We start from the raw sequence: 25,421 nt of genomic DNA on the forward strand, positions 1-25,421 counted from the left end.
GCAGTCGGTGATAGCTTCTCTAAGCGCCCGGTTCATCGAGCACGAATCGATAGTCACGAAACGCAAGGCATCGTACTAAAACAATTAGCCGATGCAGGTCACAATGGTCAGATTTTGCTGGAAGCGGCGCGTGACGCCTTGATCGGGTCCGTACACGCAGGCATCAGCGTGGCGGTGGTGGTCACGGTGATCGCCGTCGTGCTGGTCAGCCGGGTACCGAGAATCACCTTAAATACCAAATCGGAACCGCTTGTTGTCGGTGACTGAGACGCCATCCGCAAGAGGCAAAATACACGCCTGACAACTGCTTACAGATAACACAACTTCGTTGCACCTGACACGCTTGGCGAGTGGCATTCTGACTACCTGACAACTCAACTCAGGAAGGATGTAAGCCATGAAAAAGATCATTAAACTGGTCGTGTTAGGCGCGGCCCTCAGCGCAATGTTGTCGGGTTGCATCGTCGTTCCGGCGCGCGGGTATTACGGCCATCCTTATTATGCCCCTTACCGTTATTAATACTATTGACACTATTGCTGCAGTGCGCCGACCGGACGCGCTGTTTTTCGTCCATTTTTCTGTGAGTTCCTATTATGAAACTTAGCCACAAACTCGTCCTCTCCATGCTCGCCATGTCCGGCGTGATGGCCTTAGCCCATGCCGATGAGCCTGGGCGCCATCCTTTTTATGTCCATGCACTAGAAGATCTGAACACAGCCAACTGGCTTATCGCCCACCGCGGCAGCGATAACTGGGTGATGGGCCGTAATGAGGAAGTTGCACTTTCTGAAATCAATTCCGCCAAGGAGTTGGTCCTGCAATCCGGTCTTGATGTCGGCAAAAATTTTGAACAGCGCCAGCGCCCGGATATCCACAGAGACCACAACGGTCGCCTCCATGAAGCAATGGAGGCACTAAGACAAGCACGTCAGGATTTGACACAGCCAGAAGACGATCCACGCATCCGGGGTATGCAACATGAAGCCTTGCGGCATATTGACGTTGCCTTGCATGCAACCAAGGATGCGATCAGGGATGCGGGATATTAAGAATGACTGATAGCCGTTGATAGAAAATGGGCCGTACTGCACAACATTACGGCCCATTGTTATTCTTGCTCCGCCTGAGAAAGCGGTTACAACTCGTACATATCTTTTTCACCACTCATTACCTGCTCGATCAACTTACGATTCATGGTCGGTGCCAGCAATTCAATAAACGTATACACATAACTACGCAAATACGCGCCCTGCTTGACTGCTGCGCGGGAGACGTTGGTGCCAAACAAATGGCCCGCTTTGATCGCCCGCAAACCAGTGTCGCGCTCGGCATCAAACGCCATGCCGGCAATAATCCCCACACCCATCCCCAGCTCGACATAGGTTTTGATGACGTCGGCATCAATCGCCTCTAGCAGCACGTCCGGTTTCAGATTGCGCAATGCGAACGCATGATCGATCTTACTGCGTCCGGCAAAGGCGCTGTCGTAAGTAATAAGGGGGTAAGCCGCAATTTCTTCCAGCGTCAGCGCCTTCGATTGCAGCAAAGGATGCTCGGGCGGGACCACCACCATGTGCTCCCATTGGTAGCACGGCAGCGTAATCAAACCGTCCGCATTGGCAATCGCCTCAGTTGCCAGCGCCAGATCGGCCTGATCGTTGCGCACCATGTCGGCTACCTGACGCGGATTGCCCTGTAACAAAGACAATCTCACTTTCGGAAACTTCAGCGTGAACGCCTGCACCACTTTCGGTAATGAATAGCGCGCCTGGGTATGCGTGGTGGCGATAGTGAAGCTGCCGCTGTCATGCGCGGCGTATTCCTGACCGATGCGCTTTAAGCCCTCGATCTCGAGCATGATGGCCTCAACCGATTTCAACACCTGCCGCCCCGGCTCGGTCAAGCCGCGGATACGCTTGCCGTGGCGGGTAAAGATATCTACCCCAAGCTCCTCTTCCAGCTCAATAATGGCCTTTGATACGCCGGGTTGCGAGGTGTACAACGCCTTGGCCGCCTCGGTCAGATTGAAGTTTTGCCGCACCGCCTCGCGTACGAAGCGGAACTGATGGAGATTCATGGTGTGCCCTTCACTTTTTATCGTGCTTGCATATACCAAATACGCATATAAGCAAATAAATAGTATGTAGTTGGTAATAAAGCAGAAGTTTATTACGATTAAGATTGTTCTGTATGGGCCTATATGACTTTATCTTATGTAGTAAGCGGCTTTGCCGTCGGCGTATTAGTCGGTTTGACCGGTGTTGGCGGCGGCTCTTTGATGACGCCCTTACTGACGCTGATGTTCGGCATCCACCCCAGCGTGGCGGTCGGCACTGATCTGGCATTTGCCTCGGCCACCAAGGTCGCCGGGACATTCGCCCATCGCTACAGCGGCAATATCCGCTGGGATATCGTCAGAAAATTATGTCTGGGGGCGTTACCGGCGGCGGTGGTGACTGCGCTGTCGCTCAAGCATTTCGGCACGCTGAGCGCGGAAATGGGTCAGATTATTCGCTACTCAATTGCCGGTTCTGTATTTTTAACCGTGGTTGCTTTGTTATTTAAAGGTAAACTGCAAAATTGGTTAAATGCCCATCCCGAAAAACAACTCGACGGCGCGAATTTAACTGCTGCAACAATCTTTGCCGGTTTGGTGCTCGGTACACTGGTGACCATTTCATCGATCGGCGCAGGCGCTGTCGGTGCCACATTGCTGGTGTTGCTGTATCCGCGCCTCACTCCTGCAGAAGTCGCTGGCACCGACATTGCTTACGCAGTGCCGTTGACGGCGATTGCAGCGTTGGGACATTGGTGGCTGGGATCGATCGATTGGGCACTATTGGGCGCGCTGCTACTCGGTTCTGTTCCCGGGATTACACTAGGGTCTTTGGCCGCCCGCAAAGTACCTGAGAAAATTTTACGTGCCTTGTTGGCCGTGACGCTTACCAGCGTTGCTGTCAAATTGGTATTTCAATAGATATAAAACGATTAAAAATTATCCGAGACGTTAGGAATACAAGATGTATCGCTACGACCAATACGACCACCAGATCGTCAAAGAACGCATCGCCCAATATCGCGGCCAGGTAGAACGCCGCCTGTCGGATGAACTCACCGAAAACGAATTCAAAATTCTGCGCCTGCAAAACGGTCTGTACATGCAGCGCCATGCGTACATGCTGCGTGTAGCCGTGCCCTACGGCCTGCTGTCGTCAGCACAGGTGCGCATGTTTGCCACCATCGCACGCAAGTACGATCGCGGTTACGGTCACTTCACGACCCGTCAAAACATTCAGTACAACTGGATCAAGCTCGAAGAGTCTCCGGACATTCTGGCCGATCTGGCGACTGTCGAAATGCACGCCATCCAGACTTCCGGCAATTGCATCCGCAACATTACCTCCGACGAGTTGGCAGGCGTGGCCGCCGATGAAGTCATCGATCCGCGCCCCTACGCTGAAATCTTGCGTGAGTGGAGCACCTTCCATCCCGAGTTCGCCTTCCTGCCGCGTAAATTCAAATTCGCCATTAACGGCTCGGCAGAAGACCGCGCGGCCACCGCTGTGCATGACATCGGCTTGACGATGGTAAAAAATGCGGCTGGCGAAGTCGGCTTCAAAGTCATGGTCGGCGGCGGTATGGGTCGCACCCCGATTATCGGCAGCGTGATCCGCGAATATCTGCCTTGGCAACATGCATTGACGTATATGGAAGCGATTTTGCGCGTCTATAACCAGTACGGTCGGCGCGACAACATCTACAAAGCCCGTATCAAAATTTTGGTCAAAGCACTGGGTGCGCCCGAGTTTGCGCGTCAGGTTGAAGCCGAATGGCTGGGGATCAAAGACGGTCCCGGCACGCTGACGGTGGAAGAGCTGCAACGCGTATCGCAATACTTCACCGACCCGGCCTACGAAACATTGCCAGCCACCGATGCCGCATTTGAGTCCCTGAAAGCGACCGACAAAGGCTTCGCCAACTGGCTCAAGCGCAACGTCAAAGCGCACAAGGTCAGCGGCTACGCAGCGGTGATTCTGTCGTTGAAAAAAACCGGTGTACCGCCGGGCGACATCACCGCCGAGCAACTCGATTTTGTGGCCGATCTTTGCGATCGTTACAGCTTCGGTGAAATTCGCGTCACGCACGAACAGAATTTGGTGCTGGCCGATGTCAAGATGTCTGAATTGTTCACCTTCTGGCAGGAAGTCAAAGCGCATGGCTTAGCGACGCCAAATATCGGTTTACTGACCGACATTATTTGCTGCCCCGGCGGCGATTTCTGCTCGCTGGCAAACGCCAAATCGATCCCGATTGCGCAAGCGATTGCCGAGAAATTCGACAACATCGACTTTCAGCATGACATAGGCGACATCGAACTCAACATCTCCGGTTGCATCAACGCCTGCGGTCATCATCACGTCGGTAACATCGGGATTTTAGGCGTCGATAAAGACGGCTCGGAGTGGTATCAAGTCTCCATCGGCGGCGCGCAAGGCAACAGCACAAGTATCGGCAAAATCATCGGCCCATCATTTTCGGCCTATCAAATGCCGACCGTGATTGAGCGTCTGCTCGACGTCTACGTGCAACAGCGGACTGAAGACGAACGCTTTATCGATACCGTGCAGCGCATAGGCGTGGCACCGTTTAAAGAATATGTCTACGCGACACCGATCAAAACTGCACTACCGGTTGGGGAGGATGCTTGTGTCTGAGTCAATGAATAACACCATTATTAAAAATCGTAGCATCGTCACGGATGACTGGACTGTTCTGCGTTTGGCAGAAGGCGACAGCGCCGACAGCATTGCTATCCCCGCCGGAAAAGTGATCGTTCCCCTGACCGTCTGGCAAGCCCAACGCGCAACGCTGGAAGGCCGCGCTGAGCTTGGCGTTTGGCTGAGCAGCGATGCCCGCCCGGAAGCCATCTCAGACGACTTCGCGCACTTTGCCTTGGTCGCCATTGACTTCCCGATCTTTACAGATGGACGTGGCTATTCAATCGCATTCAACTTACGCAGCCGTCACGGCTATCAAGGCGAGCTACGCGCCATTGGCGATGTTTTGCGCGATCAATTGTTTTATATGTCGCGGGTTGGTTTCGATGCTTATGCAGTACGCGCCGATAAAGACATCAACGAGGCGTTGAAAGGGTTGACCGATTTTTCGGAAAAATATCAAACCTCATGGGATGTGAAAACGCCGTTGTTCCGTCGGGTAAATCGTCAACCAGTCACACAGGAATAATCATGAGCACCAACGCCGAGCTATCTTTGCCCGATCTGATTGCCGCCACTAAAGCGACGCTGGAAAAAATCGCAGGCGAATTTACGCCAGCGGTATTTGCCTCAAGCCTCGCCGCTGAAGACATGGTACTGACCGACTTGATTCTGCGCAGCAAACTCGATATCGGCATCTTTACCCTTGAAACCGGACGCCTGCACGCCGAAACATTAGGCATGCTCGACCGCATCAAGGAAACCTACGATTACGACGTAACGCCCTTTCGACCACAACCGGAAGCGGTTGCCGCCTACGTTGATCAAAACGGCTTGAATGCGTTTTATGACAGCGTAGATATGCGTAAAGAATGCTGCCGCATCCGCAAGATCGAACCGTTGAATCGGGCGCTGGCAGGTAACAAATCCTGGGTCACCGGTCAACGTCGCGCACAATCGCAAACCCGTGCCGAACTGCATGTGCAAGAGCAGGACGAAGCGCATGCGATGACCAAATTCAATCCGCTGGCCGACTGGTCCGAGGAAGATGTCTGGGAATACATTCGCAGCAACAACGTGCCGTATAACCCGCTGCACGACAAAGGTTATCCGTCGATTGGTTGCGAGCCTTGCACCCGCGCCATCGAACCGGGTGAAGATGTCCGCGCCGGGCGCTGGTGGTGGGAAAATCCCGACTCCAAAGAATGCGGCTTGCACGTGGTAGACGGCAAACTGATACGGATTAAATCAGCTGCTTGATCGTTAAAATAAATAAGGTAAGACACTCAATGAACACTGCTGTAGAAAAACTTTTTCTCGACAACGCCAGTGACCGCCATCTCGATTGGCTGGAATCTGAAGCCATCCATATCATGCGCGAAGTCGCTGCCGAATGCGCCAATCCGGCGCTGCTGTTCTCCGGCGGCAAGGATTCGGTCGTCATGCTACGGATTGCTGAAAAAGCGTTTCGTCCGGGCAAATTTCCGTTCCCATTAGTCCACATTGATACCGGCCATAACTTTGCCGAAGTCATCACTTTCCGCGACAAAAAAGTCGCTGAACTTGGTGAGCGCTTGATCGTTGGTTCGGTCGAAGATTCGATCAAACGCGGCACGGTACGTCTGCGCAATCCGCAAACAGATTCACGCAATGCTGCTCAAGCCGTGACTTTGCTGGAAACCATCGCCGCGCATAAATTCGACGCCTGTATCGGTGGTGCACGCCGCGATGAAGAAAAAGCCCGCGCTAAAGAACGCATCTTTTCCTTCCGCGACGAGTTCGGCCAATGGAATCCAAAAGCCCAACGTCCGGAACTGTGGGACTTGTATAACACCCGCGTCCATCCTGGCGAAAACATGCGCGTCTTCCCGATCTCGAACTGGACCGAGCTCGATGTCTGGCAATACATTGCCCGTGAAAAGTTAGAGCTGCCACCGATTTATTTTGCGCACATGCGCCAGGTCATTCCGCGCAATGGTTTGTTAGTTCCGCTGACCGACCTGACCCCGGCTAAAGCTGGCGAAGTCGTGGAAACCATGGAAGTCCGCTTCCGCACCGTCGGCGATATCTCCTGCACCTGCCCGGTAGCCTCAGACGCCACCACGGTTGAAGCCATCATTGCTGAAACTGCCGTCACCCAAATCACCGAACGTGGCGCTACCCGCATGGACGATCAGACATCGGAAGCCTCGATGGAAAAACGCAAAAAAGAAGGATATTTCTAATGAATGCCGTAGTCTCCAATCTCGACACAAAACAAGAACGCGGCCTGTTGCGCTTCATCACCGCTGGCTCCGTCGATGACGGTAAGAGCACCCTGATTGGCCGTTTGCTGTTCGACAGCAAAGGTATTTTTGCCGACCAGCTAGACGCCATGTCACGCGCCAAACACAAGCGTACCGTGGGGGACACCATCGATCTGTCGTTGCTGACCGACGGCCTCGAAGCCGAACGCGAACAAGGCATCACCATCGATGTGGCTTACCGTTATTTCGCCACGCCTAAGCGTAAATTCATCATCGCCGACACCCCGGGACACGAGCAATACACCCGCAACATGGTCACCGGTGCATCGACTGCGGACGCGGTGATCATTCTGGTCGATGTCTCCAAAGTTAAACTTGGCGACGACGGCAGCGTTGAATTGCTGACCCAAACCAAGCGTCACTCAACCATCGCGCATTTGCTGCAAATCGAGCATGTGATTGTGGCTGTGAACAAAATGGATTTGGTCAACTACGATCAAAGCGTCTACGACCGCATCGTGGCCGCGTATCAAGATTTTGCAAAACAACTCGGCCTGCGCGATATTCACGCGATCCCTTTATCGGCACTGGCTGGCGACAACGTCGTCACACCCGGCGACAACATGCCGTGGAACAAAGGCCCGACATTGATCTCGTTGCTCGAATCGCTGAGCGTGTATGACGATGCACACGACGAGCCGTTTCGTTTTCCGGTGCAATTAGTCGCCCGTCACAATGGTCATGAAGCCAATGATTTCCGTGGCTACATGGGCCGCATCGAAGCAGGCAAGGTCAGCAAAGGCGACACACTGACGATTCAGCCAAGTGGTCAAAACGCGACCGTGAAAGATATTTTGGTGCTGGAAGGCTCGCTTGAATCCGCCGTTGTTGGTCAATCGGTGACGATCCTGCTGGAAGAGCATATGGACATCTCACGCGGCGACATGCTGGCCTCAGCTGAGCGTGCACCGACGCTGTTAAAAACCGTCAGCGCAGACCTCTGCTGGCTGTCTGAAGATGCGCTTGATCTGGGTCGCAAATACTGGATCAAACATACGACCAAACAAACCGGCGCACGCGTGACCAAAATCGATACCCTGCTCGATATCAACACGCAAGAACGTCGTACGGCCAATACGCTGAAACTCAATGACATCGCCCGTGTTTCGTTAAACGTCCAGCAACCGATTGCAGCGGACTCTTACGATGCGGTGCGAGCGACTGGCGCGTTTATTTTGATTGACGAGGTAACGCATCAAACCGTTGCCGCTGGCATGATCCGTTTCGACTAAGCAACCACAGGCCCGCATATGCAATCCACTTCACATAGTTTCGGCAAGGTCTGGCTAATCGGTGCCGGACCGGGTGCAGCCGACCTGATCACGGTCCGCGGTGCGCGGATTCTGACGCAGGCCGAAGTGGTGTTGCATGATGCGTTGGTCACCGAAGACATGCTGGCGCTGTGTCCGCAAGCGATCAAAATTCTGGTTGGCAAGCGGTGCGGCAAGCTCTCTACGGCGCAGCAATTCATCAATAAACAGTTGGTCGACAATGCCCGAAAATATTCGGTAGTCGTTCGTCTGAAAGGCGGCGATCCCATGCTATTCGGCCGCGCCGATGAAGAACTACGCGCACTGGAAAGTCACGGCATCGAAGTAGAAGTCGTCCCCGGCATCACCGCCGCATTAGCCGCCGCCGCATCGGCCCGGCAACCGTTAACCAAGCGCGGCGTATCGCGTAGCGTGGCGTTTTTCACATCCAGCACAGCACCGGAAGAAGCCGATCTGACCGTCATCCCCAATTGCGAAACGCTGGTGCAATACATGGGTGGGCGCGAAGCAGCAGCCACTGCGCAACGCTTGCTGGCGCGAGGATGGGTTGCGTCAACGCCGGTGGTGGTGGTGGAAAATTGTAGTCGCGAGAATGAACGGATATACCGACTGCGACTAGATCAATTAGAAGGTGGTCTGGCGCAGAGTGACGGGCCGGTGTTGGTGATGATTGGTGAGGCGTTGGCTATACGGGATGGGCAAGTAGCGGATGAGCGATACGTACTTAACGCGCAAAACGTGGCTTGATTTACCTATCTATTTCAGTAAGAAACGCATCAGCAGTCGCCAACTTCCACACATTGACGTTACATTATTCCGGCAAGATATTGTTACTCATCCGGCAATAGCACTTTTTTCGCACGCATTTGTTCATGCAACGGAACCGATTAATCATAAAACAAGGATTAACAATGGCACGCATCGTAAAATTTGATCGCATCGGCGGTCCTGAAGTATTACAAATCGTCGAAGAAGAGGTCGCGGCACCCGGTGCTGGCGAACTGCAAATCAGCGTTCAGGCGATCGGAATCAATCGCGCAGAAGTGATGTTTCGCAATGGACAGTATCTGGAAGAGCCGCAGTTACCAGGAGCGCGTCTGGGCTATGAAGCGGCCGGTACTGTGAGTGCCATTGGCCCAGGGGTGAGCAAATTTAACGTGGGCGACACCGTCAGTACGGTACCGGCATTCTCACAGAACCAGTATGGTGTATATGGTGAGTTGGTCAACGTGCCAGCGAGCGCCGTCATCAAACACCCGGCATCCTTGTCGATGGTGCAAGCTGCAGCGATCTGGATGCAATACATGACGGCGTATGGTGCGCTGGTGGAATTTGCTGACACTAAAGCGGGCGAGTATGTATTGATTACAGCCGCATCAAGCAGCGTCGGTATGGCGGCAATAGAAATTTCCAACATGCTCGGTGCAACCCCAATTGCAGTCACACGCACCAGCAGCAAGCGCGATGCCTTGCTCAAAGCCGGGGCCAAACATGTGATCGCAAGCGAAGAGCAGGATCTGGTCGTTGAAGTCAATCGCATCACCAACAAGCTGGGTGCACGCGTTGTGTTCGATCCAGTGGGAGGGCCTGCATTGAACCAACTAGCGCAAGCATGCGCCCAAAGTGGCATCATTTTCCAGTACGGTGCCTTAAGCAGCGAGCCAACACCGTTTCCGCTGTTTACAGCCTTGAGCAAGCAATTGACTATACGTGCTTATACCCTGTTTGAAATTTCTACCAATGCCGAACGACTCGAACGCGCCAGCCAAACCATTTTGCAAGGTTTAGCTGCCGGTAAGCTCAAGCCCACAGTGGCGATGACTTTCCCGCTTGATCAAATTGCCGACGCACATCACTATATGGAATCGAACCAGCAAATCGGCAAGATTGTGGTGACTGTTTAAGAAAGATGGCGCGAACGCCATCATGACCACTATCGATAAAACTGATGATTGAATCAGTGATTATTAACTAAGAAAATCCAGCAATTCCTGTGTGACCGCTGCTGGATTTTCCAGATTGGAAATATGCCCTGCATTGGCAATTGTTTTCATACGGCAACCGATGATGTCTGCCATTTCATGGGCTTCTTCCGGTGGTCGCGGAATATCATGCTCCCCAACTAAAATCAACGTATTGTCCGCATTCAATTGCGACAAACCAGGACGACGCTCCTCTCTTGTAAAAATCAGGCGACCAAGCGGAACAATGCTATGTAAAAGTTGATCCCTTGAAAATTCCGCTAAGGCTGCACGAAATGTTGTCGGCAGCGATGAATTAAGATCAATCCCCGGACGGAAAAACATCGGCACGATCGCATCAAGCAACGCACTCGAAATCGTTCCGCTTTGTTCGATCAGATGCAGCAAGCCTAAGTATTTAGCCTGCGACAAAGCCGGTTCTGCACCAAGATAAGTATCCATCAACACCAACTTACGCACTCTGGTTGGCGCAAGTTGCGCCAGCGCCTCTCCCCACATACCGCCCACGGATAAGCCAACAACATGGCATTCCTCAATCTCTAGCGCATCCAGCAAGGCCAGATAATGCTGCGCTAAATCTTGCAAAGTATGGGTATTGGAGGGCAGTTCTCCAGATAGCCCGTGGCCCCATAAGTCGGGAGCGACGACACGAAAATGCGGAGAAAGCGCTTCTATTTGCGGTTGCCACATATGGGAATTCCAAAGATAACTATGTCCCAGCAAAACCGGGAAGCCCTGTCCTTGATCGAGATAGGCTAGTTTCTTACCCGCTACCGTCATCAATTTATGCGGAGATAAAGTTGTTGCCGTCATTACCGTACTTTCGTCTGTCATATACATTCCTATTCATTGAAAACATTGCAGTCTGAATGCGTTATTGGCTCCAACAATGGAGAGCACGTCCGTTCATCCATCGCAAGATGGATAGCGATCCCAAGACAGACATACCGTAGAGGTACTAAGTTCAAGAGTGGTGACTATTGATTATTCGGACTGGTGGGGCCGGTGAATGGAAACATCAACGCGCTTTTGCCAAGAAGCGCAATAGCAGCAGCTGTGTAACGCTTGCTGGCATAAGGTTGCGTAGCGTCAACGGCAGTGGTGTTCGTGGAAAATTGTAGTTGCGAGAATCAGCGTATGTACTGATTACGACTGGATCTGTTGGAAGGTTCTGGCCCAGCGTGAAGGGCCGATGATGAATGGTAAGGCGTTGGAGGAGCGGGATAGGTAAATCGCGGATGAGCGATAAATCGGCGGCGTGCAAAACGTGGCTTGATCTAACTATTTCAGTAAGGAACACCGTTTTCGTCCAACTCAACACGACAAACCCCGAGTAATGAGTAATGGCACAAGCTGATCGTCATCATTCATAGAACCATGATGCCCTTTCCAGGATGACGGACCAGATTCAGTGCGACTGCAAATGATCCCACCCCGCCCCGTTGGAACGACCACCAGATCACCGATCCGGTCGGCGGCATAATTCGATACTGACAAACCGAACCATCCCTGTAATATCGCCTGTCGCTTCTGAAGAACGATGAAGTTGTCCTCTAGTCGCTCAGACCAGGTCAATTGAATCTTGTCAACATCCTCAGATTTAATATAAACATGGCGTGCTCGAACATCCCCTGCTACCGTACGAATGCCGCTTTGCAGCAAAGGATCGCTATCAAAATCATGCACTAGAGAGGGTAACAACGTTGTCATTCCATGGTCGGCAACGATGATGAGCTGCACTTCTTTTGACAACTTAGTCGCCAAATCTTGTGCCATTCGATCAGCATGCCTGAGTTGCGCGCACCATTCGTTTGATCCTGGACCGTACAAATGACCGCAAAGATCAATCTCGCCATGATAGACGTAACAAAAGCCGTGTACTCCCCTTGGAAGCGCTCGCGCAGACAGAGCCGCTACATCACTATGCGAGGATGCTCCGAACACGGCATCTGCTTTGAACACTGCTTGCGTAAAATGTGATTTTGCGTATGCGCGAGGTATGACACAACTGACACGGACACCCTGCTCACGAGCACACTCCCAAGCCGTCTTTTCAGTTAAAAAATTATCCAGCACAGGAGGCTCCGCAATGACGCCATCATGCCGTGAAATTGTCCAGGGTAATGGACAAAAAATAGTAGCGTCATCAATGGCAAATGAACTACCAACAATCCCATGCCTACCACTCTCAAATCCGCTACCAAGAGAGGCAAGAGCGGCCGCAGTGGTGGCTGGAAAACCCGCTGTGATCCGTACGTTATCGTTCGCAAGTGACCATAAAAAAGGTGCATTGGATGCATACTCCTGCAAAAGTTTCCAGCCAAGACCATCAATCACAAGCAAACAGACAGCCCGCGAATGAACGAGAGACAATCGATTTTTGAAGCCGAGAACTCCTAAAGACGCAAAGATAGATTGCGTCAGATGCGCAAGGCCTGGCTCAACGGCACCGAGCCAGGCAGTCGAATAATTGGTCATGAAACTTCTTCATTGAGGCTGGAACTTGCATGCAAGCTTATATCAATAGCACTGGCTAACAAGACACTTTGGTTCACAATACTACCGACATCAGTGATATTTAAGAATTCGCCTTTTGTCATATCGCCAATAATATGTAGTCCCTTGATAGTCTCGCCAGTCACGCTCACAACCTCACAACTACCAGGATTGATACGTAAGCCGCCAAGAGGGTGGATGCTTACCGCACCTTGATCTAGCAGATGACAAATCAAGGGTAAACGTCGTAAAGCATCTTCGCTATACCCAGCCCCTCGAGCATCAATCAGATAACTCACTTTCTCCTCACCTCTCACGACTGAATTAAAAAGCAATCGGAAATCAGTACCGCTATCTTCCACACAAGTTAGCATGTCACGAATATCGAGTTGCCCTTCGGACATAGCCAATTCTATACATCGTGCACTTGACGCCGGAAAAGCAGCCAGGAAAGCCAGCCAGATACCATAGTATTTATCCAGGAACTCATTCTTGTCGCTATTACTCATCCTTGCCCAAATTTCATATATCAATGTATAAATCCCCATTAACACTGTTTACCAGGAGCGTTCGATATTGGCATCAACAATCGCCAGTTCTTCCTGGATATTTTGTAAGGTAGTTGCTCCTTGGGTGAACAGTTTGTCCCAGTTTATTGAACCTCCTTCTAAACGCTCGATTTCACTCTTGAGAGCGGATAGGAGATCAATAAGTGTGGTCTGATTACCCTTCTGTCTCAACGCATCAAGGAAATTTTTTGGATCATAAACACTCTTACGTCCAATAATCCGTGGCAACTGACCACTTCTGGAGGCCATTACCAAGCGACCCGTATGACCTTGTTCCTTCAGCGCTAATACAGCATCAATAGCACTAAGACGTGTTCCAACAATACCTACTGAAGCGTCTATCGGAATATCAAGTTGAACATAGGGATTTTCATAAAACCGTGCGGTAGAGGCCGGCAATATCGGTATATTCGGAGCATGTCCAAGACAGAGAATCACACGATCAAAGAGTTCGAAAGTACCTGATCGAAATTTAACTGAAAATTTTTCGCCCTTGCCAATCGGTGTCACAGATTCAACAGTGTCTCTCACCAGTTCCGCGCTCTTGGCCTTCCCAAGACACGTCTGTAAGACACTCGCCACATAATTTCCGAACAGACGCCTCGGAGGGAATGTCGACCATGCCAAGTCTTCAGATATATTGCGTCCTTGCCAAAAAGCTTGTTGTTTCGCTCTCCACTCAATAAACTCTAGCGGATTATCTGGATCAAGGCTCATCGATTCAGCCGGCAGATTAAGTATGTGCGCATTGCTTTCAGCGCCAAAAGCCAATCCAGCCCCAGGATTGCCGCCATCAACAATGATGTACTCTAAGGCTGCTTCAGTCTTTTCGATACGAAAATAAGTTTGGCGAAAAACACTCACTCCGGCCGGGCCAGCACCAACTTGTAATATTCTGGTCATAGCACATCTCCCGCACACTCGACTGCATAGTTATGAACCGCACGGCGATCAATTTTTCCGCTTACAGTCATCGGCAATGACGAAACGACGTAGACTTCTGACGGGATTAACATGGGTTCCAGATGATCGGATAAATAAGTGAATACTTTCTCCTTTACCAGTTGACCAGCAATCAATCCTGTTTTAATGAGAACCACTATTTTGCGTTCCAGGCCATCTGGAATCGTAGTTGCGACACATTCGGCCACACCACTACAGTTGCGCAATTTGTATTCAATCTCCGTCAAATCGATAGTCTTTCCAAGTATCTTAACTTGAGCATCCGCACGCCCATGTAAGCGTATATTTCCAACATTGTATGACGCCAGATCTCCGGTTCGATACCAACGACCACTTCGTCCCATTGGCAAACGCCGAAGAAACCGACCTGCCGTCCTGGCATTATGCAAAATATATCCATGACCAACTCCGGCCCCACCGATATATAACTCACCAACTTCCCCGGCAACTACTGGCAATCCGACCTCGTTCAATATCGCAACTTCAACCGAAGGAAACGGCCTTCCAATAGGGAGTGGATCTTCAGAATTCATCTCATTGAGCATTTTTCCAGTCGGTTCAAAATACAGACTGTCAATAGTCGTTTCAGTGGTGCCATATGAAGAGATGAGTCGACAGGTACCATTTAAAAGCCGACGCAACTCTTGAAACTCACTGACATGCATGACATCAGACCCCGCAATCAAAATCTTAAAATTATCTAAACGTTGATTAGTACTTAGCGCATAACGGTACAACTTGCGCAATGTAATCGGCGTAAATTCTGCACATTCGATGTCATTGTTGGTTATAAAGGCAAGTAATTTTTCAGATTGCTCGTGACAAATATCAGTTGGTATATAGAGAGCGGCACCAGAACACAGTGCGCGTATCCAATCTCCTGCAAACACATCAAAGGAAAGGCTGGCAAGTTGAAGGTGACTTTTAATCCTGTCAAGTGCGTAAATCGTCCTCCAACTTTCGTAAATTGACAGGAGATTTTCGTGACCAATCACTACACCTTTAGGTACACCAGTAGATCCGGATGTAAACATAATATATGCCACTGGATGCCATCTCTGCTGCACTGTTACCGCACCTGCTACAGAAGAGACCTCTTCACATAGCGTCATGTCATGACACTTCAGCTCATGCTCACGAACGACGCTTCTTTCAGTAAGGCAGTGGATAGCATTTGATGCCTCCAGTATCAGATTAATCCGTTCCGTGTCTGCATTCGGATCAACTGGGCAATAGATGCAACCAGCATGTAGCGTTCCCAGAATATGGGCAATAGCTGAAGGAACATTGCGCTGAATTATGGCGACAACCCCACCTACCGGAATACCCCTATTTTGGAGATGAGCTGAAACTCGCTTTATCTCTTTTCCTAAATCTCCATACGTAACAGCGCCTGCGCTACCAATAATTGCAGGACTATCAGGAGATCGATCACAGTGCTGCATAACAAGATTAACCAACGAATTATTTGTACTAAAATCGAGCATCAAATGTCTCCTAAAAATAGTTGAATGTACGTAAAAGTGCCGCACTCTTTAAGATGCGGCATTTGATTGTGCTCTTCCTATTCATATTGAATTCAGTGGGTCAACCTAACAGCTTTCTTGTATGAAGCTCCCGCCACCGAACGATCAACGATATGCCAAAAATATTGAAAATATGCATTGAGTTAGTGCAAGTTAAGTAATTTCCGTATGTATGCAGCATACGAAGAACGTTGATGAGGTCGATTTCAAGAGGGTTTTGCCATACTGACGTGTGTGTAGGTGGATACCACGTTTTGCGGCGTTGAAAGTCTGGATCGTTATTCAGAATACAAGCGAATCAGGATGTGAAACGCAAAGCCAATGGGGTGTTTGTTCTTATTGATCCACCCGAGCCGACTGAAGTACCGGGCTACAACACGCTGTAGGTAACAGCGCTGGCGCAAGGGGAGGTGCCAGTGAATGTCCGCAAACTTTTACCGCGCTATCCATTGGTCAGCGCAACCCTCATAGGCCGCCTGACGATAGCAGAAAATCAACAAGGATAGGATTTGGGTGCTTTACTGCTCGCGGATACGCTCAGAAGGGCTTTTGAAAGTGCAGGTTCTATTGGATCTTAGATACTAATCGTCGACGCCATCAACGAGCAAGCTACCGCTTTCTATGTTGCAAATGGCTTCGTGCGATTACCAGACTCACTTATACTAATACTGCCTATGTTGACGATTGCCACGTTGCTGGAGTAGTCGCTGATTGACTGAAATATTGGCGACCTGATTATGGGATAAAACGCGCCCCCCCTACAAACTCGCCACACAATACTGCGCAATCGCACCCAACACTTCCGGCTGCTCACCAACGGTCTCAGTCACTTTAATCAGCATCCCCGGATATTGTTCCTGCGCTGTCGCAACCAACAGAGGCAAGTCCCGTTTAACATGCCCGCCCTGCCCTAAAAATATCGGCACGATGGTGACTTCCGTCATACCGTCTGTCGCAAAATCTGCCAACACCTGCGGCAACTGCGGCGTCATCAACTCTAAAAACGCCAACACCACCGTCACCTCTGGCAATTGCGCCTGCGTAATCTTTTGCAGGCGCTCAAACGGCTCGGCCCAACTTGCCGCACGTGCACCGTGGGCGAACAGAATCATTGCTTGTTTGTTTGTGTTTGTGTGTTTATTCATATGTTCTCCGGCGTGGCATTTCAGGGACATGACCCAGCGTTGCAAGGCCAAGACGATAGTGCCAATAGGCCCATGAGCGTTCAGTAAACTGGCCGATTTCCGCATGGGTCAACACATCGCGCAGATATTCATCTCCGATTTGACTGGCAAGTGCCTGAACATCGTTGTAGTCGCCGATATTCATCACTTGCGCGACAACACGCTCAGGCATTGCCACCGCTTCTTCTGGTGACTTCCACCAAATGTACTTGCTGGCTAAACGCTTTAGCGCTTCCTGATCATGTTGTGCCATGGGATTTTCCTGGTCGATTCAAAATCTTATGTTAACCACAGCGTCTTTGAGGCGCTTTTGTATTGATTTTAATGCCGCTCAACCCGCCACAACACCCCTAACGCGGCGGCCAAAAATATCGCGCTCGGCACTACCGCTGTAATAAAGGGCGGCCACGTATTGAGTAATCCCAGATGCGAGAACAGGCTATTGACCAACTGAAAACTCAGACCGATCATGATGCCGGTAAAAATCTTCAGGCTCACGCCGCCTGCGCGGAAATGCAGATACGCAAAGGGTAGCGCGAGTGCCATCATCACGAATATCGATAGCGGATAAATGACTTTCTTCCAAAACGCGATTTCATAACGCTCGGTATGTTGATTATTTTCAGCCAGATGCCGGGTGTAGGCGCGCAAGTCATAGGCCGACATTCTGTCAGGGTCGGCAAACAATACCGATAGAATCGCTGGCGTGATTTCTGAGACCATGTCCATGGAAGGTTTTTTGGTCGTCGCAATCGCGGTATTGATATCTTCCGCCGACGTGCCGTTGACAAAATCGGTCTGGGTCACATCGCTCAGCCGCCAGACGTTTGAACCGGCATAAATACTATGATTTGCCAAAATGATGGCGGTGAGATGGAAGTTGTGGTCGAACTCATAGACTTTGACGCCTTGCAACTCGCCGTCTGGACGGATTTCGCGAATGTTGATAAAACGCGATCCGATAACGTCGCCGGTCAGGCCGTCTGTCTTGATGACGTCCTTGCTCCACAAACCAGACTTAAATTCTTGCGAGAGCGACGCGCCCTTGGCTTGTAGTTTGATTTTCTCGGCAAGTTCGGCACTTTTTGGAGCGATGAACTCGCCGATCAGGACCGTTGCGACTACAAACAAAATACCAATTTTGAAGAGCATCCATGCCGCCATCCCGGTGGACATGGATGATACCCGCATGATGGTGAACTCTGAATGGGCGGCAAATTGGGCGAGCGTATAAATTGTCCCTATCAATACGGCAATGGGCATCAATTCGTAGGCATAACTTGGCAAACCCAATAAAACGAAACCGAACGCGTGCTGTAATTTATAGCCGCCGCGCCCAACCGCTTGCAACTCGTTGATTAAATCGAAAAAGGCAAAGAGCGCCAGAAACGCTACCAGAGCGAAGATAACCGAGCGGACGATCTCTGTTGTGAAATAACGTTGCAGGACTTTCATGCTGTCACCGACTTTTTAAGGAGACGGGCATGCTTGATCGCCGACCAGACAACCAGGGGATGGTAGCGACTATTAACTTTCAAGCGCCACGAAAATAGAAAGAGAATCACGCCCAGCACCGCCAGATGAACCGGCCAGGATGCCATCAGGAACGACATCCGGCCCTGCACCACCGTGGCCTGGAAAAAACTCACCGTATTGCTGTACGTCACAAATAACAATAAGGCAATAATCAGATTGCCTGACCGACCAACGCGCGGATTGACAAAACTCAGCGGAATGGCCAGCAGCATCAGGCACAAGGCCATCATCGGCAACGACAAACGCCAGAGTAATTCACCCATATTGAAATTATTCGGCGTTTTTAGCAGTTCAATGGTGGGCAGCGCCCGCGCTGATTTATCGCCACTCAAGGCCTGCGATTGCACACCCACTAAGGTGCCGTAACGCTCAAACTCCATGATACGAAAATCGCTTTGCGTGTTGGTTGCGGCGTCGACATTGCTGTCGTAACGACGGCCTTGTGACAGGATCAGAAATTTATCGCCCTTTTTATCCTCTTCTACCATGCCTTCTTTGGCGATCACGATGCTGTTCTTGCCAGCAGTTTGCGTATTGATAAAAACATTTTTGACTTTGTTGCTATCACCCGACAAACCTTCGACGAAAAAAATACGGTTAACGGTGGCCGACTCCTGAAACTTGCCCGGCGCGACTTTCGATAAATCCTCGCGCTTCTCAAAGCGCTCGCGATATTGCGCACTCTGGGTATTCGCCCACGGCGTGGCGACCAAACTGAGAATTGCCGTCAATACAATAATCGGCAGACCGAATAACAGCACCGGCTTAATCCAGCGGGTCAGGCTCAGACCGGAGGCAAACCAGACCACCATTTCGGAGTCCTGATAGCTGCGTGTGACCACTAACAGCACTGAAACATACCCGGTCAAGATGAAAATGATGGGCAAATAATTGAGAGCCTGAAAACCCATCAACGCAATGACATCTGAAGATGCAATCTGTCCCCCGGCTGCCTGGCCAAGAATCTTGATCAACATGACGGTGATGGTGATGGTAAAAAGCGTGGTAAATACGGCGCCTGCCGTACTCAACAATTCGCGTCGAAGTGCGCGCTGAAAAATCATGAGGGAGGCTATAATTGAGGGTCAATAAGGAGAAATTAATGGACTTTAGCATAAAAACACACGACGCAAAAACCTCAATCTCCACGCTTAAATCCGGCTGTATCGCAGTCGGGGTCTTCGAAAACAAAAAACTCTCCCCCCAGGCACAAGCGCTTGACAAAAGTGGTGAAATTACTGCCGCTTTGAAGTCGGGCGACATTTCCGGCAAACCCGGCTCTTCCCTGCTGCTGCGCAAACTTACCGGCAGCGCTGCCGAGCGCGTTTTACTGGTCGGTCTTGGTAAAGAAGAAGATATCACCGATAAAGTCATTTCGACCGCTGCCCTGTGCGTGGCCCGCGTAAGCGCCACCCTCGGTGCCAACGACGCCATCATCGCCCTGCCATTTACGACAGTCAAAGACCGCGATCTGGCCTGGGGCATTCGCGCAACGGTGCAAGCCGTGCGCGAGAACAACTATCGTAGCGATGCGCTAAAAAGCAAAAAAGATCCGCTACCTGCTGGCGTGAAGAAATTTGTTTTTCTGGCCACAGCGGCCCAGACAGCAAACGCCAAAGAAGCGCTGATGCAAGCCATCGCACTAGCCAACGGTATGGAACTGGCAAAAGACCTGGGCAACATGCCCGGCAACTTCTGTACGCCGACTTACCTTGCCAATACAGCCAAAAAACTGGGTAAGGAATTCAAACTCGGCGTAGAAATCCTGGACCGCAAACAGCTAGAAGCGCTGAAAATGGGTAGTTTTCTGTCCGTCACTAACGGCAGCGATCAGCCGCCCAAGTTTATTGTCATCAAGCATCTTGGCGGCAAAGTCAAAGATGCGCCGGTCGTACTGGTTGGCAAAGGCATTACTTTTGACTCCGGCGGTATATCGCTCAAGGCCGGTTCAGGCATGGACGAAATGAAATACGACATGTGCGGCGCAGCCTCGGTTTTCGGCACTTTCCGCGCCATCGCAGAGATGAAGCTGAAATTGAACGTCATTGGCGTGATCCCTGCGTGTGAAAACATGCCTAACGGCAGCGCCACCAAACCGGGCGATATTGTGACCTCGATGTCAGGCCAAACCATCGAAGTACTCAATACCGACGCTGAAGGCCGCCTCGTACTGTGCGACGCTTTGACATATGTGGAGCGTTTCAAACCCGCCGCCGTCATTGATATCGCCACGCTGACCGGGGCTTGCGTGACGTCACTGGGCCATCACAATTCTGGCTTATTTACCCGTCACGACAGCGCTCATGACGATTTAGCCAATGAATTACTCAGCGCAGGCAAAGCCACTGGCGACACAGCCTGGCGCATGCCGATCGAAGACAGCTATCAAGAACAATTGAAGTCGAACTTTGCCGACATGGCAAACATCGGCGGCTCCGCTGGCGGCAGCATCACGGCAGCTTGTTTCCTTGAGCGCTATACCAAGAAATACACCTGGGCGCATCTGGACATCGCTGGCACTGCCTGGAAAAGCGGCGCAGCAAAGGGCGCAACCGGACGTCCGGTGCCGCTATTGACGAGCTTTTTGATTAAGCGGGCGGCGTTGGCTTAACGGCTGAGAAGTTCGGATCAGGATTACCCAAAAGGCCAGCGAGATTGCTGGCCTTTTTTTACATCTGTTTTTTTGAAAAGCAGAGTTCAGCTCACAAGCCGATTTTGCATTTGTTTCGCGATGCTCACAATCTTGAGCTGCAAGCGCTCTACCAAGACCTTCTCACTAGTTGACAAGAGGGGCACAATTTCCTCCGCTGCCTCCGGGATGGCCGAAAGTACACGATCGATCGTTTCTGAAGCGATCTTTATCAGATACTTCGGTGCGATATTTAACGCTTTGGCGAGTGCGAGAAGATGCGACTTATCCACCCTCCCCGGATTAAACTCGCCACCCACGCTGAAAGCAAAGTGTGGCCCCAGGCCGCTATAGACGCGCGTACTCATCAAGTCGTAGAAAGGTGCTAAACGTAAGCCCTCAGGCGTACTAAGCATCGAAAGATTCTTTGCATGGCTGTCATTATTGCCAACGGCTAAGTTAAAGATCAGCCAGCACAGCAAGTTTCTTTGATCGCGCGCAGGCATCACAGTATGTCGCGACAAAATATCGAAGCACTCTTGGAATGTCGGCCCTCCGTCCGCTTCATATTTCGTGTCCGACGGCAGACCGGCTAGTTGGCAAAAATCTGCTTGCCACAACCGTTTGAGCGCACCGTCTGCGGTCAGGCTCCGATCGTAACGCTCGACCAGGCATGCGCGAACAATTGGTTGATAAGAGACGCGTGCCGTTGGCATTCCGCATAGCTGCGCTGCGCGCATGACGATCGTTTCGTTCGCCGCTGAGGCCCATATCTTCAGTTCCGGGCGCACCATATCCGGTTTCAGTATGTGTGTCGAAGGGGTTGTTCCCATTGGTCGCAATGGCTGCCCGTCTGCCCTGATGGAAAGCAACATTTTGACTTGCGCGCCAGAGATCGAAATGCGGGGTCTGTTGAGATCATTGTCGTCCCCATCATCACCATCCTCTTCGGGGACCTCATCATGATTTGGACTCTTGTGCAGTCGCCTGTCGACTTGTTGCCACGTCATCACCTCATACAACGGCGGCTGAGGGACTTGCCCCTCAGGAACAAGTACAAAGGAGCCGGCCGTATCGCCTCCGACCTCCAGCAGCAGTCCGAAGATGCTCGACACATGATGTCGCATGCTAATCAGTTTTCGTTGATCGCCCTCCGGCAACAGATTCTCAAAGAAGGCGTGTACATACGGAGTAACAATGCGATCAGGACTCAGTGGAATCTGTGGATCAATTGGTCGAGCATCAGGCAATGCCAGCCACGATTTGTCGTAAGAGAAGGCCAACGGATGCGCGTTGTACAAGGAGCCAACGCGAACCTGATCCATGAACACGGAAAGAATGAGGGGATGATCTTGCGCAGTGGTCACTTCACACCTCTCTTGCGGACTATCAGTTCTAAGCCTAAAAGTTCCAGGACTTCAAGTGCCTTTTGCATTTGTATCGTTGGCTTTCCCTTTTCAAGCTCGACAATGAATCGATTACCAGTATGCGCCAGACCAGATATATCAAGCTGCGTGAGCCCTTGTTCTTTTCGTGCGCGCTGGATAAGGATGCCCATATCTTCAACGGAGCGAATCGTCGTACCTGTCACTTGCTCATCCATAGTCATCCTTCCAGAATTACCGATCGGTAAATTTTATTCTGTATTAGATTAATACACAAGAATAAATTACCGAACGGTAAAAATATGGCGATCTATCAATATGAGCGAACAATAAATTACCTATCGGGCATTTTTATTTCCAAACGTCTATCACCTCAAGATGTCGAATTACCCTCCGGAATTATTCCGATATCGCACTATTTCATCCATGAAATATGCATCACTCTTATCTTATTGACCATCTTGCGTTACACATAAATGTCTGTAGGATGGCAATTATTCGCACTATTTTTCAAGCAGCTCCGCACCGCTATTTCCAATCAGTTTTCTACTCAGTTTTCTAATCTTTCATCCACCGCCACAGCCGGAAACCATCCCTCTGTCGCGGCCACGATGCACAGAAAGGGACACCGGAATTGAAAGCATATCTACACAATCTGCGAGGTGAACTGGATCAGCGCATCCGTCCCTTTTTTAGCCGCTTCAACGCCAACGCAACGCTCACCAAATCTGCCTCCGATGAGCGTCCCTTGCGCGCAGAGTTATTCAGCGCCCTGCAAATGGAGCAGCATGGCAAGCAGCTCGCAGGCGAACACCACATCAATCCGGCATCAACACCCGATCAGTGTCTGCCGCGTCTGGCGGACAACGAAAGGGTGTTGCTACACGTCTGCAACTTACTGATCGCATCGGTCAAAGACAAACGTCAGATCACGCCAGCGGCGGAATGGCTGCTCGATAATTTTTATCTGATCGAAGAACAGATACGCACCGCCAAGCGGCATTTGCCGAAAAATTACAGTCTGGAATTACCACGTTTGTTAAGAGGGCCCTCAGCCGGTTTTCCGCGTGTGTATGACATCGCACTGGAAACCATTTTGCATAGCGATGCCCGGGTTGATCCAGAAAGCCTGAGTCGTTTTGTTGCCGCCTATCAAAAAGTGACGCCCCTGAAAATGGGGGAATTGTGGGCCATTCCCATCATGTTGCGTCTGGCGCTGATCGACAATCTGCGCCGAGTTGCAGCACGGCTGGCGATTGGGAGCGAGCATCGCAATCTGGCTGATGGTTGGGCCGATCAGATGACCACAATTCTGGAAACCGATCCGAGCAGCCTGATACTGGTGATCGCCGATATGGCCCGTTCGGACCCGCCGATGGTCGGATCGTTCGTCGCCGAACTGGCGCGCCGCCTGCAAGGCCAAGGTCCGGCATTGGCCTTGCCATTAACCTGGATCGAGCAACGTCTGTTGCAATCCGGCGATACGCTCGAGCAACTGGTATTGACCGAAATCCAGCAGCAAGCGGCAGATCAGGTATCGATTAGCAATAGCATCGGCAGTCTGCGCTTTCTGGCGACCATGAATTGGCGCGAGTTTTTCGAAACCATGAGCGTCGTTGAACAGACACTGCAGAACGATCCCGTAGCAGTCTATGGAAAAATGGATTTCAGTACGCGCGATCAATATCGCCATAGCGTCGAACGGATCGCCAAATACTCCCATCTCACTGAACTCGATATCGCCCGTCAAGCGCTGGCATTGGCGCAACAGGCAACCGACCATCAAGATCAACGCCAAGCCCATATCGGCTATTACCTCATCGACGACGGCTTGCCCCGCATCGAAAACATTGCTGCTCTTCGTCTGCCTCTGCTGGAACGATTTTCACATGCCGCAGCCCGCATGCCGTTACGGATATACCTTGGCAGTGTCGCCGTGCTGACAGCGTTCTTGAGTGGCGCTTTGCTGTTTCACGTGTATCGCCATTCTTACCCCATCCACACGCCAAAATGGACACTGCCTATCATCACCGTACTGGTGTTAATCGCCACCAGTCATTTGGCCTTGTCCCTGATTAACCAGGTCGCCATGATGGTGGCTAAACCGCAACGGCTGCCACGCATGGATTTTTCCGAAGGCATACCGCCTGAAGACAGAACCTTAGTCGTCGTGCCTGGCATGTTGATTCACGCCGATAACGTCGATAATTTATGCGAGGCGCTAGAAGTGCGGTTTCTGGCGAACCGCGACCCCCATCTGCATTTTTGTCTACTCACCGATTTCCGCGACGCCTCCGGCGAAAACCAGCCAGAAGACGCACGGCTGCTACAACTCGCAGAGCAACGTATCGCAGCACTCAATCAAAAATACAATCCGGAACGGAGTAATACTTTTTTCCTGTTTCATCGTCCCCGCCGTTGGAATCCGCAAGAAAACATCTGGATGGGGGTCGAACGCAAACGCGGCAAACTAGCGCAACTCAACGCTTACTTGCGCGGCGGTGCACGCGACGCTTTCATGCGCATTGTCGGCAAACCCGGCGTGCTGTCGAATATCAAATACGTCATTACGCTCGATACCGATACGCTGCTGCCACGCGATGTTGCGTGGCAACTGTCGGGCGCGATGGCGCATCCACTTAACAAGCCGTTTTACGATCCTGCGTTACAGCGCGTCACCGCCGGTTATGCGATTTTGCAACCGCGCGTCTCCACCAGCTTAGCTGGCAGCAATACTTCTTATTACGCCCGTTTATATGGCGGCGAAACCGGCATCGATCCTTATACGCGCGCGGTCTCAGACGTGTATCAGGATGTCTTCAGGGAAGGCTCGTTCATCGGCAAAGGGATTTACG

At 51.2% G+C, this 25,421-nt stretch carries 23 protein-coding genes and 2 pseudogenes; 13 read left to right on the forward strand and 12 right to left on the reverse strand.

Annotated features, from left to right (window positions below):
• From ACVBEF_RS14000 to ACVBEF_RS14010, 3 genes and pseudogenes are all read left to right on the forward strand, one after another.
• Nucleotides 1–267: pseudogene (locus ACVBEF_RS14000) on the forward strand (hypothetical protein); the annotation flags it as partial.
• Between the two features lie 130 nt (nucleotides 268–397).
• Complete coding sequence (locus ACVBEF_RS14005) at nucleotides 398–520, forward strand: hypothetical protein (RefSeq protein WP_447124558.1); 123 nt, start codon at nucleotides 398–400, stop codon at nucleotides 518–520.
• 74 nt (nucleotides 521–594) lie between these two features.
• Nucleotides 595–1,050, forward strand: coding sequence for a hypothetical protein (locus ACVBEF_RS14010; RefSeq protein ID WP_447124559.1), 456 nt, complete (start codon nucleotides 595–597; stop codon nucleotides 1,048–1,050).
• An 86-nt stretch (nucleotides 1,051–1,136) separates the two neighbouring features.
• On the opposite strand, the gene ACVBEF_RS14015 is transcribed toward ACVBEF_RS14010, so the two are convergent.
• Nucleotides 1,137–2,078 (reverse strand): CysB family HTH-type transcriptional regulator, encoded by a 942-nt coding sequence (locus ACVBEF_RS14015; RefSeq protein WP_447124560.1) that lies wholly within the window; start codon nucleotides 2,076–2,078, stop codon nucleotides 1,137–1,139.
• A 123-nt stretch (nucleotides 2,079–2,201) separates the two neighbouring features.
• On the opposite strand from ACVBEF_RS14015, the gene ACVBEF_RS14020 reads away from it, so the two are divergent.
• From ACVBEF_RS14020 to ACVBEF_RS14055, 8 genes are all read left to right on the forward strand, one after another.
• Entirely contained in the window at nucleotides 2,202–2,978 is a 777-nt protein-coding gene (locus ACVBEF_RS14020; protein WP_447124561.1) for a sulfite exporter TauE/SafE family protein, read from the forward strand.
• Nucleotides 2,979–3,021: 43 nt separating this feature from the next.
• Nucleotides 3,022–4,716 (forward strand): nitrite/sulfite reductase, encoded by a 1,695-nt coding sequence (locus ACVBEF_RS14025; protein WP_447124562.1) that lies wholly within the window; start codon nucleotides 3,022–3,024, stop codon nucleotides 4,714–4,716.
• Nucleotides 4,717–4,720: 4 nt separating this feature from the next.
• Nucleotides 4,721–5,248 (forward strand): DUF934 domain-containing protein, encoded by a 528-nt coding sequence (locus ACVBEF_RS14030; RefSeq protein ID WP_447124563.1) that lies wholly within the window; start codon nucleotides 4,721–4,723, stop codon nucleotides 5,246–5,248.
• A gap of 2 nt (nucleotides 5,249–5,250) precedes the next feature.
• Nucleotides 5,251–5,979, forward strand: coding sequence for a phosphoadenylyl-sulfate reductase (locus ACVBEF_RS14035; RefSeq protein WP_447124564.1), 729 nt, complete (start codon nucleotides 5,251–5,253; stop codon nucleotides 5,977–5,979).
• 29 nt (nucleotides 5,980–6,008) lie between these two features.
• Nucleotides 6,009–6,944: a sulfate adenylyltransferase subunit CysD gene (cysD, locus tag ACVBEF_RS14040; protein WP_447124565.1), complete on the forward strand. Its 936-nt coding sequence runs from the start codon at nucleotides 6,009–6,011 to the stop codon at nucleotides 6,942–6,944.
• Nucleotides 6,944–8,257, forward strand: coding sequence for a sulfate adenylyltransferase subunit 1 (locus ACVBEF_RS14045; RefSeq protein WP_447124566.1), 1,314 nt, complete (start codon nucleotides 6,944–6,946; stop codon nucleotides 8,255–8,257). The genes cysD and ACVBEF_RS14045 overlap by 1 nt, the downstream gene beginning before the upstream one ends.
• A gap of 18 nt (nucleotides 8,258–8,275) precedes the next feature.
• Nucleotides 8,276–9,043: a uroporphyrinogen-III C-methyltransferase gene (gene cobA / locus ACVBEF_RS14050; protein ID WP_447124567.1), complete on the forward strand. Its 768-nt coding sequence runs from the start codon at nucleotides 8,276–8,278 to the stop codon at nucleotides 9,041–9,043.
• A 164-nt stretch (nucleotides 9,044–9,207) separates the two neighbouring features.
• Nucleotides 9,208–10,200 carry a zinc-dependent alcohol dehydrogenase family protein gene (locus ACVBEF_RS14055; RefSeq protein WP_447124568.1) on the forward strand — a complete coding sequence of 331 codons (993 nt, stop codon included), beginning with the start codon at nucleotides 9,208–9,210 and terminating at the stop codon, nucleotides 10,198–10,200.
• A gap of 63 nt (nucleotides 10,201–10,263) precedes the next feature.
• Here ACVBEF_RS14055 and ACVBEF_RS14060 read toward each other — a convergent pair whose 3' ends face one another.
• The 9 genes from ACVBEF_RS14060 to lptF form a co-directional block, all read right to left on the reverse strand.
• Nucleotides 10,264–11,112, reverse strand: coding sequence for an alpha/beta fold hydrolase (locus ACVBEF_RS14060; protein WP_447124569.1), 849 nt, complete (start codon nucleotides 11,110–11,112; stop codon nucleotides 10,264–10,266).
• A gap of 480 nt (nucleotides 11,113–11,592) precedes the next feature.
• Nucleotides 11,593–12,756 carry an alkaline phosphatase family protein gene (locus tag ACVBEF_RS14065; RefSeq protein WP_447124570.1) on the reverse strand — a complete coding sequence of 388 codons (1,164 nt, stop codon included), beginning with the start codon at nucleotides 12,754–12,756 and terminating at the stop codon, nucleotides 11,593–11,595.
• Nucleotides 12,753–13,322: a hypothetical protein gene (locus tag ACVBEF_RS14070; RefSeq protein ID WP_447124571.1), complete on the reverse strand. Its 570-nt coding sequence runs from the start codon at nucleotides 13,320–13,322 to the stop codon at nucleotides 12,753–12,755. The genes ACVBEF_RS14065 and ACVBEF_RS14070 overlap by 4 nt, the downstream gene beginning before the upstream one ends.
• Before the next feature lie 9 nt (nucleotides 13,323–13,331).
• Nucleotides 13,332–14,246, reverse strand: a complete 915-nt coding sequence (locus ACVBEF_RS14075) for an FAD/NAD(P)-binding protein (RefSeq protein ID WP_447124572.1) — start codon at nucleotides 14,244–14,246, stop codon at nucleotides 13,332–13,334.
• Entirely contained in the window at nucleotides 14,243–15,793 is a 1,551-nt protein-coding gene (locus ACVBEF_RS14080; protein WP_447124573.1) for an AMP-binding protein, read from the reverse strand. Before ACVBEF_RS14080 ends, ACVBEF_RS14075 begins: the two co-directional genes overlap by 4 nt.
• A 797-nt stretch (nucleotides 15,794–16,590) precedes the next feature.
• A complete protein-coding gene (locus ACVBEF_RS14085; protein ID WP_447124574.1) occupies nucleotides 16,591–16,977 on the reverse strand; it encodes a sirohydrochlorin chelatase in 387 nt (128 codons plus the stop codon).
• Entirely contained in the window at nucleotides 16,970–17,269 is a 300-nt protein-coding gene (locus ACVBEF_RS14090) for a hypothetical protein (protein WP_447124575.1), read from the reverse strand. Before ACVBEF_RS14090 ends, ACVBEF_RS14085 begins: the two co-directional genes overlap by 8 nt.
• Before the next feature lie 68 nt (nucleotides 17,270–17,337).
• Nucleotides 17,338–18,471, reverse strand: coding sequence for an LPS export ABC transporter permease LptG (gene lptG, locus ACVBEF_RS14095; RefSeq protein ID WP_447124576.1), 1,134 nt, complete (start codon nucleotides 18,469–18,471; stop codon nucleotides 17,338–17,340).
• Nucleotides 18,468–19,616 (reverse strand): LPS export ABC transporter permease LptF, encoded by a 1,149-nt coding sequence (lptF, locus tag ACVBEF_RS14100; RefSeq protein ID WP_447124577.1) that lies wholly within the window; start codon nucleotides 19,614–19,616, stop codon nucleotides 18,468–18,470. Before lptF ends, lptG begins: the two co-directional genes overlap by 4 nt.
• 38 nt (nucleotides 19,617–19,654) lie before the next feature.
• On the opposite strand from lptF, the gene ACVBEF_RS14105 reads away from it, so the two are divergent.
• A complete protein-coding gene (locus tag ACVBEF_RS14105) occupies nucleotides 19,655–21,163 on the forward strand; it encodes a leucyl aminopeptidase (protein WP_447124578.1) in 1,509 nt (502 codons plus the stop codon).
• A gap of 86 nt (nucleotides 21,164–21,249) precedes the next feature.
• Here the strand turns inward: ACVBEF_RS14105 and ACVBEF_RS14110 are convergent, their stop codons facing one another.
• Nucleotides 21,250–22,548, reverse strand: coding sequence for a HipA domain-containing protein (locus ACVBEF_RS14110; RefSeq protein WP_447124579.1), 1,299 nt, complete (start codon nucleotides 22,546–22,548; stop codon nucleotides 21,250–21,252).
• Nucleotides 22,545–22,784: a type II toxin-antitoxin system Y4mF family antitoxin gene (locus ACVBEF_RS14115; RefSeq protein WP_447124580.1), complete on the reverse strand. Its 240-nt coding sequence runs from the start codon at nucleotides 22,782–22,784 to the stop codon at nucleotides 22,545–22,547. The genes ACVBEF_RS14110 and ACVBEF_RS14115 overlap by 4 nt, the downstream gene beginning before the upstream one ends.
• A 416-nt stretch (nucleotides 22,785–23,200) precedes the next feature.
• Here ACVBEF_RS14115 and ACVBEF_RS14120 point away from each other — a divergent pair.
• Nucleotides 23,201–25,421 (forward strand): annotated as a pseudogene (locus ACVBEF_RS14120) (cyclic beta 1-2 glucan synthetase); the annotation flags it as partial.

The sequence above is a fragment of the Glaciimonas sp. GG7 genome, assembly GCF_052976905.1.